The 8892-nt window shown below is 69.2% G+C and carries 5 protein-coding genes; all 5 read left to right on the top strand.

The annotated features are described in order from the left end of the window. The first annotated feature begins 5 nt into the window (after positions 1-5). The 5 genes from PDM29_RS18265 to PDM29_RS18245 all read left to right on the top strand — a co-directional run bounded on the left by PDM29_RS18265 (position 6) and on the right by PDM29_RS18245 (position 8862). The gene (locus PDM29_RS18265) at positions 6-752 is read left to right on the top strand and encodes a prealbumin-like fold domain-containing protein (RefSeq protein WP_311191462.1); all 747 of its coding nucleotides are present in this window, start codon (positions 6-8) and stop codon (positions 750-752) included. Positions 753-1090: 338 nt separating this feature from the next. Beyond that, positions 1091-4204, top strand: a complete 3114-nt coding sequence (locus tag PDM29_RS18260; RefSeq protein ID WP_311191461.1) for a YadA-like family protein — start codon at positions 1091-1093, stop codon at positions 4202-4204. A gap of 77 nt (positions 4205-4281) precedes the next feature. Continuing rightward, on the top strand, positions 4282-6054 hold the full coding sequence (locus PDM29_RS18255; RefSeq protein WP_311191460.1) for a S8 family peptidase: 1773 nt from the start codon (positions 4282-4284) through the stop codon (positions 6052-6054). After that, positions 6055-6441, top strand: coding sequence for a hypothetical protein (locus tag PDM29_RS18250; protein WP_311191459.1), 387 nt, complete (start codon positions 6055-6057; stop codon positions 6439-6441). A 63-nt stretch (positions 6442-6504) separates the two neighbouring features. Then, positions 6505-8862, top strand: coding sequence for a winged helix-turn-helix domain-containing protein (locus tag PDM29_RS18245; RefSeq protein ID WP_311191458.1), 2358 nt, complete (start codon positions 6505-6507; stop codon positions 8860-8862). The last annotated feature ends 30 nt before the right edge of the window (positions 8863-8892 follow it).

Genomic DNA, 8892 nt, shown 5'->3' with positions numbered 1-8892 from the left:
ATGTGATGCGAGCGCAACGCCACTACCGTGCGTCAACGTGGTCCGGGCTGCTGCTGGCCCTGGCAGCGCTGTATTGCCAGCCGGCCGGCGCGCAGACCGTGCAGCTGGCCAAGACCACCCAGGGCGGCACCGGCACCTACGACTTCACCCTGACCAACCTCAGCAGTGCCAGTGACAGCATCACCACCACGGTGGATGGCAGCCCGACCCTGTCGCCGAACGTGCACACGGTGACCAGCATCGCGGTGGACATCACCATCGACGAGACGCCTGCCGTGGGGTTCCAGCTGATTGGCGCGGAATGCGTGGATACCAGCGGCACCGTTCCCGGCCCCATCGGCGGGCCCGGCGGCGGCTCGGCCATCCTGATTCCGGGCAACACGCTGCAGTTGGCCTCGACGGTGGTGTGCACCTTCACCAATGCGCAGGCGGTGGTTGACCCGGACTTGGCCATCAGCAAGACCGCCAGCCCCACCGTGGTAGCCAGTGGCGGGACCGTGACCTACACCTTGACCGCCAGCAATGTAGGCAGCACCGATGTTACCGATGCGGTGTTGACCGACAGCGTCGGGGCCGGGTTGAGCTGCACCACACCGGGCAGCTGCGCGGCCAGTGGCGGGGCGGTGTGCCCGGGCAGTATTCCCGCGGGGGATCAGCTGGGTACCGGCTTGACCGTCCCGTCATTGCCGGTGGGCAGCGCGGTGGAGGTCACCTTCGCCTGCACGGTCACCGCGACGGGGTTGCCGCCCTGACGTAACCGGGATAACAGCGTTGGTAGAGGCGGTCGCAAGACGCCTGCCGATAACGGTGATCAGGTCTTTAACGCATGGACCCCACCGGGTGGACGCCTACGTTCCAGGGTCATGCCCCACCGCGCGATGCACCGTCATGGGCGGTCGACTGTCGTGCGACCCTACGGATGTTCAGACATCCCGTCAGCCGGGCAAGCCCGGCTCTACATGGCCGGATTTCACCGCAATGTCACCCATGTCACCCGTTTGACACCGCCAATGACGTCAATGTCATTATCTGGTCATGCATCACCCGGGCGGTTGCGGCGTTCTAGGGGCTTCCCAAGCCGAGCCCGACCATGCTTCCGATCCCGCACACCCTGCGTCGCAAAGCCCTCACTGCCGCGCTTCTTTCCGTACTGACCCTGCCTGCCTACGCCGCTGCTGGCGCAAAATGCCAGCTGGTCGACGACGCGGGTACGCCGCTGACCGTGGACAGCACCGCAGCGGGTGAGCAGGCACTGGCCTGCGGGTCGCATGCGTCGGCCGAAGGTGACCATGCGGTGGCCGTGGGCAGTTGGCTGGACCTGGACGGCGACGGCCTGGTCGACCCCGACGAGATCACCTGGGGCCAAGGGGCCAACAGCACCGCACTGGGTGCGGCCGCCCAGGCACGCGGCAACAACAGCACCGCCATCGGCGTGCGTGCCGTGACCGCCACCGATGGCAGCGTCGCCATCGGCAACCAGGCCGGGGCGGTGCATGCGGGGTCGGTCACCACCCGCACCACCACCTACACGCCGCCTTCCAACCAGCAGACCACGGCCAGCACGCAGACCACCACGCCTGCCGGCAGCAGCATGAATGCGGTGGCCATCGGCACCGGGGCCAGCGCCAACGGCACCAACGTCATCGCCCTGGGCACCGGTGCCAAGGTCCGTTCCATCAACGGCACCATCAGCTTTGCAGAAGACGCCAATGCGGCCATCACCAAGGTGGAAACCGTGACCGAGGGGCCAGCGCAGAATTCGCTGGCGATCGGTACCGGGGCCAGCGTCAACGGCAACGGCTCCATCGCCCTGGGCAACGGCGCGATCGTCGATGGCAACAAGGGCGTGGCGACCTTTGACGGCAGCTGGACGGATTTCAGCGGCGTGCGCACCACCGAAGCGGCCGTCAACTCCATCGCCATCGGCAACGGAGCCAGGTCGCAGGGCAACAACAACGTGGTCATCGGGGCCGGCGCGGGCACCGGCGGGGATTACTTCTATTCCTTGTTCAGCCCCAACTGGCAGGCCGACCAGAACTCCACCGTGGTCGGTGCCGGGGCGCAGACGATCCGGGGCCCGGGCACGGTGTTCGGTTACACCTCCGTCGCCTACAACCCGTACTCCACGGCCATGGGCTACATGTCCTACGCGCTGGGCACGGGCTCGGTCGCGGTCGGTGGCTGGCTGGACTGGGCGCAGGTGTTCGGCGGTACTCCGCGTGGTCCTGGCAGCATCTCCAACGCGTATGGCAAGGCCTTCGCCACCAGTCTCGGTTCGGCCGCGTTCGGCAGCGGCACCTATGCATTCGGCAACTACGGAACGGCCATCGGTCCGGCGGCGGCCACCGGTGACCGCGATACCGAAAACCCGGGACCGACCAGCGTGATCCGCAATTACGACAGCACCGATCCGACCGTGGTGTCCGGTTCGTTCGCCGGTGGCTTCTTTGCCCAGGCGGCCGGCCGCTCCAGCATCGCGCTGGGCCGCGAATCCAGCGCCGCCGATGCGGACGCCATTGCCATCGGCACCCAGTCGGTGGCCTACGGCGTGGCCAGCATCGCCCTGGGCGACCAGGCCACCGCCACCTGGCACCGCAATATCGCCATCGGTGAGAACGCGTTTGCCGACGGCTACACCGGCACCGGCAACATCGCCTTCGGCCAGGACGCGATGACCGCGCCCGGCGTGGGCGGCGAGACCAGCAACGCCATTGCGTTCGGTACCGGCGCGCAGGCCACCGAGACGTCGGCGATGGCGATGGGGGACACGGCGGTCGCCAACGGTGCCGCCTCCACCGCCGTTGGCAGCAGCGCGCAGGCGCAGGCTGACGGCAGCACGGCCGTGGGCACCGGCAGCCAGGCCACGGCCGCCTCGGCCACCGCGCTGGGCACCTATGCCTATGCGGCCGGCGAATCGGCGCTGGCCAGCGGCACCAACGCGTTCGCCACCGGCATGAACAGCATCGCCAGCGGCTACAACAGCTACGCCGGTGCGGATGACGGCATGGCCCTGGGCAGCTACGCCGTGGTCGAATCCACGGCGGGGGTGGCGCTGGGCACGGGGGCCTGGGTGAGCGCGGCCAACAGCGTTGCGATCGGTGCCAACGCCCGCGCTGACGAAGCCGACGTGGTGTCGTTCGGCGATGTCGGAGCAGAGCGCAGGCTGGTCAACGTAGGCAACGGCATCAACGCCACCGACGCGGTCAACAAGGGTCAGCTGGATGCGGTGGTCGCCGACGTGGGCGGCACGGTCGGGGCGCAACTGGACAGCGTGGCCACCGCCCTGGGCGGCGGCGCGGCCGTGACCAGCAGCGGCATCAGCGCGCCCAGCTTCGGTTTCCAGGGCAGCAGCTTCGCCAGCGTGGGCGGCACCTTCAGCGCCATCGATGCGGCGTTCACCGCACTCACCGGGCGCGTGAGCGCGCTGGAAACCGCAGCCAGCGCACCGCCGGCCGGCGATGGCAGCGGCGCAGCCACCGGCAGCGGTGATGGCCTGGCGCTGGGCAGCGGCTCGAATGCGCACGACCGCAACGACACTGCGGTGGGCAGCGGAGCCAACGTCAATGCGGCCAACAGCACCGCCGTGGGCAGCAACGCGCTGGTGGATGCGAGTGCCGACAACGCGGTGGCGCTGGGGGCCGACAGCCACGCGACGGCCAGCGGTTCGGTCGCGTTGGGGCAGGGTGCGGTGGCCGATGAAGCCAACACCGTGTCGGTAGGCAATGCCACCCAACAGCGCCGGATCACCCAGGTGGCCGACGGTACCGCCGCCACCGACGCCGCCACCGTCGGCCAGATGCAGGACGGCAACGCCACCACGCTGGCCTCGGCCAACAGCTATACCGACACCACCGCCACCCAGACCCTCAGCCGCGCCAACGCCTATGCCGATGCCCAGCTGCAAGGCCTGAACGACCGCTTCGACCTGCTGCGCGACGACGTCAATGCCCGCCTCAACGCCCAGGACAAGCGCCTGGATCGCCAGGGCGCGATGGGCAGCGCGATGATGAACATGGCCATCAATGCGGCCAACTCACGCAGCCCGCGCGGCCGTGTGGCTGCCGGCGTGGGCTGGCAGAACGGCGAAAGCGCGCTGTCGGTGGGCTACTCCAAGGCCATTGGCGAGCGCGTGTCGATGAGCATCGGCGGAGCGTTCAGCAGCGACGACCGCTCTGCCGGCGTGGGCTTTGGTATCGACCTCTGACCGTAGTTTCCCGCGTGTCCTTCCGCGTGGCCGCCGCAGCGGTGGCCACGCTCTCCATGCCTGCCAGGAATCCTTTCATGATCTTCCGTCGTACCGCCCTCAGCCTGTTGGTTGCCGCCGCCTGCGCCCCGGCCTTTGCCGGCAGCGTGGACCTCACCGCGCTGGATGACGCCACCCTGTCGCCGCGCTTCATCGTCACCTACAAGGCCGGCACCGCCGAGCGCACCCAGCCTGCGGCGCGTCAACGTTCGCTCGACGCCGCCGCGAGCCGCGCACGGCCGCAGCTGGGCGCACGCCTGTCTGCGGCACAGGGGGCTGCAGCGCTGCAGGTCAAGACCCTGCGCGGCACCGTCGGTGGCCACCACGTGGTGCGCGCCTCGCAGCGACTGGACCGAAGCCAGGCCGAAACCCTGATGCGCGCGATTGCCGCCGAGCCGAATGTTGAATCCGTGCGCGTGGACCGCTTGATGCATGTGGCCGCGCTGCCCAATGACCCGGTGCTGTCCACGCACCAGATGTGGCACTACGGCACCGGTGCCGGTGGCGCGCGCATCACCAGCGCTTGGGGGGCCGGCGCATCCGGGACCGGAGTGGTGGTGGCCGTCATCGACACCGGGGCCACCCATCATGCCGACCTGGAAGCGAACCTGCTGCCGGGCTATGACTTCATCTCCGACGCCTTCGTCTCGCACCGCGCCACCGACGAGCGCGTGCCGGGCGGCTGGGACATCGGCGACTACAGCGCCGCCAATGAGTGCGGCAGTGGCGCGCCGGCCAGCAACAGCAGCTGGCACGGCACCCATGTGAGCGGCACCATCGCCGAGGTCACCAACAACAATGCCGGCGGGGCCGGCATCGCCTACAACGCCAAGGTGGTCCCGGTGCGCGTGCTGGGCCGCTGTGGTGGCTACACCTCCGACATCAACGATGCCATCGTGTGGGCGGCCGGCGGGCATGTGGAAGGCGTACCGGACAACCCCAATCCGGCCGAGGTGATCAACATGAGCCTGGGCGGCGCGCATGACTGCGAGTCCGACACCCAGGCCGCGATCAACACCGCGGTCGGGCTGGGCACCGTGGTGGTGGTGGCAGCCGGCAACGACAACGCGCCGGTGGCCGGGCATGCACCGGCCAGCTGCGCCAACGTGGTCACGGTTGGAGCCACCGGCTATTCGGGCCAGCGCGCCAGCTATTCCAACTACGGTGCGGGTATCGACCTGGCGGCACCGGGCGGCGCGGGGACCGAAGGCAATCCCAACGGCTATATCTGGTCCACCCTCAACGACGGCGCCACCGTGCCCGGCAATGACATCATGGCCGGCTACACCGGCACCTCGATGGCCACCCCGCACGTGGTCGGCGTGGTTGCACTGATGCAGAGCGTGGCCCCGCAGCCGCTGACGCCGTCGCAGGTGGAGGGTCTGCTGAAGGCCACCGCGCGGGCGTTCCCGGTCAAGCAGAGCCAGCCGAACGGAGCCGGGCTGCTGGATGCGGCCGCCGCCGTGGAACGCGCTCGTACCTTCGGCCAGCCGATTGATGGCATTCCCACCAGCCCCGGCACCGCCATGCTGCTGCCGGCGATGGCCAGCGGCGACCGCGCGCTGTATGTGATCGACGTACCGGCCGGCAAGACCCGCATCGACATCACCACCTACGGTGGACGCGGTGAGATGCAGCTTCTGCTGGGCTATGAGATGGACCCGCTGCCGAACCAGAATGCCGGCAGCTCGGTGCGGCCCGGGGTCAATCAGGCGATCACGGTGACCAGTCCGGCGCAGGGTCGTTACTACCTGGCGGTGTCGGCCACCCAGGACACCACCGGCGCACGCCTGCTGGTGAAGGTGAACTGAGTGCGGCGTGCGGCATCAACCTTGTTGATGGCCGCGGTGGGCGGGGGCGCGTGGGTCGGCCTGGCCGGCGCGCCCCCGCCGGTGCGGGCAGTGGTTCCGATCACGACGGTGGATGCTGCAGATAGTGGGCGCGTGGTGCGCGTGCCACGCGGCGGGCAGCTGGCCGTGCGGCTGCCGGCGCATTCAGCCAGTGGCTACCGGTGCTGGCTGCGCGATGCCACCGAGCCTCTGTTGACCGTGCTTGCCGCGCCCGGGCGGGATGGCCTGGTACAGGATTGGCGATTCGCGGCGGTGGCGGCAGGCGAGGGCCAGCTGGCGTTTGAGTGCGGGCAGGAACTGGCCACATCACCGCGTCGCCCGGTGGTATTTCATGTCCTGATCCGCTGAGCGTGGTGGCTGCGCCTGTCGTAGGATGATCCTCCCCTTGCGTACGTGCGGCAGGTCCGGTTGATGCAGTTGATCCGCTACCGATTCGGCGATTTCGTTCTGGACCCGGCGGCACGTGAACTCAGTCGCCATGGCGAGCGCGTGGCACTGCCGCTGAAATCACTGGATTGCGTGGTGTACCTGGTGGAGCAGCGCCATCGCGCCGTGGGGCGTGACGAGCTGGTGTCAGCGGTGTGGGGGCGGGTGGATGTCAGCGACACGGTGATCAGCCAGACCCTGCGCCGGGCCCGCAAGGCGCTGGACGACGCGGGCGACCGCCAGGTCATGATCCGCACCGTGGCCGGGTTCGGTTACCGCTGGGTGGCCGAGGTGGAGACGCTGGAAGCGGCGTCCCCTGACCCGCCCACCGATCCGGACGATGCGTCTGTACTCGAACCTGAGCCTGCTTCCGGGCCTGAATCTGTGGGGGTGGACGCACCTGCAGCCGACGCTGCAGCGGCACCTCCGCGTGCGCGATACCTGCGCTGGGCGGTGGCTGTTTTCGTTGGACTGCTGCTGGTCACGGCTGCGATCATCGGCACGCGTCATCTGCAGGACAGGCGGACCACGGCGGAGATTGAAGCCAACGGCACCCGCGTCACGATGCTGCCGGTTACGGTGCAGGGAGCCAGCGCGGAGCTGAGCTGGGTACGTCTGGGGGCGATGGAATACGCGGCCGAGCGGCTGCGCGCGGCGCGGCTGCAGGTCACTCCGACCGAGCAGGCGTTGCATCTTGAAGCGGTGCTGCTGCGCGACAGCAGCGGCAGTGACTCCAACCTTGTGGCGCTGCGCGACGTGCTGGTGCGCAGCGATGCGCGCTGGTTGATCGTGCCCACCGCGCGCCGTGCAGGCACCCAATGGCGGGTGCAGCTGCATGCGGTGGGGCGCAGTGACGAGTTGACGGTGGAGGCGAGCGGCGATACCCCGTTGCAGGCGATGGCGGTGGCCACCGACAGCTGGCTGGAGCGCAGCGGCCGACAGGTACCCGCGCAAGCCGCGCCCACCGCGCTGCAGGAGCGCCTGCGCCGGATCGATGCAGAGTTGGACGCCGGTCAGCTGGATGCGGCGCGCGAGCAGATTCAAAGCGCCCCCGCAGCGCTGCGGGGCAGCCCGATCCTGCAGGTCCGCGAGGGTCAGCTGGAATACCGCGCCGGCCACATGAGCGCGGCGACCCGACTGTTCGAGCAGGCACTAGCGAAGACCGGTGGCGATGCCCCGGCGGTGCGCGCCAAAGGATTGATGGGGCTGGGCGCGGTGGCGCTGCGCGAAGGCCAGTTTGAACAGGCACAACACCATTACAGCCGGGCGCTCGAGGTGGCGGCGGCAGCAGAGTCCGCCGGTGACGTCGGCCTTTCCGGCAACGCGTACAACGGACGGGGAGCGGCGCATGCACAACTGGGTCAGCTGAATGCAGCAGTCAGTGACCTGGGGCATGCGCGCATGGCCATGCGTCGAACCGGCGACGCCGTGTCGGCGGCCATGGTTGGCTCGAATCTGGGACGTCTGGAGGGCAAGCGCAACCACTGGCCGCAGGCGCTGCAGGAATTCGACAGTGCGATCGAGGTGTTCCGGCGCTACCAGGTCAACGACTATCTGGCGGCCACGCTGACGGCCAAAGCCAGCGCCGAACTGGCCGTGGTGCAGCCGGCCGCCGCCGCGCTTACCCTTGCGCGAACGGGACGATTGCTGCCCGGCCTGGAAGATGCCCGGCTGCTGGCCGTGGTCCACACCACGCAGGTGGAGGTGGCGCTGGCGAACGGTCAGCTGGCGGAAGCGGATCTGCTGCTGAAGGCGTTGCCGGCATCGTCCCTGTCGGGTCAGACCGACGCGCGCTTGCGGATGGCGGATGCCGTTGCGCGTGGCGACACTGCCGCGGCGGCGAAACGGGCTGCCCGCTTGCCGGATCTGGCCGAAACCGTGGAGCCGGCGACCCTGCTCGTGGCGGCACAGGCGGCGGGTAACCGCGCAGCGGCGCAGGGCTGGATCACCCGGTTCGAGGCGCAGCAACCGCCGGACCAACGCGAACGGCAGCCCGAGCTTGCCTGGGCGCGCGCCCTGACGCAGTTGCGTTTTGGCAATGGTTCGGCTGCGTTGCAGGACGCGGACGCAGCGCTGGCGATTGCCAATCGTGACGGCAGCCCCAACGACCGGGTTCGCGCCAATCTGCTGCGTGCGCGGGTGTTGATGGACGCGGGGCGTCTGGACGATGCCATCGCGGTTCTGGGCGAGCTGGACGCGTATGCCGCGGTGGACTACCGCGTCGCGTGGTTCGGCTGGACCCTTTATACGCGGCGCGGTGAGACGGAACAGGCCAGCAGTGCGGAACGGCAGGCCCGCACGCTGGCCGGCGAGCGCGCGCTGGCGGTTGTACCGCTGTTGTAGAGCCGGGCTTGCCCGGCTGACGCATCCGGA

It is taken from the genome of Stenotrophomonas oahuensis, assembly GCF_031834595.1.
Lineage (GTDB): Bacteria > Pseudomonadota > Gammaproteobacteria > Xanthomonadales > Xanthomonadaceae > Stenotrophomonas > Stenotrophomonas oahuensis.
Note: the sequence above shows the minus strand (reverse complement) of the source record. Positions and strands in the feature narration are given on the sequence as shown.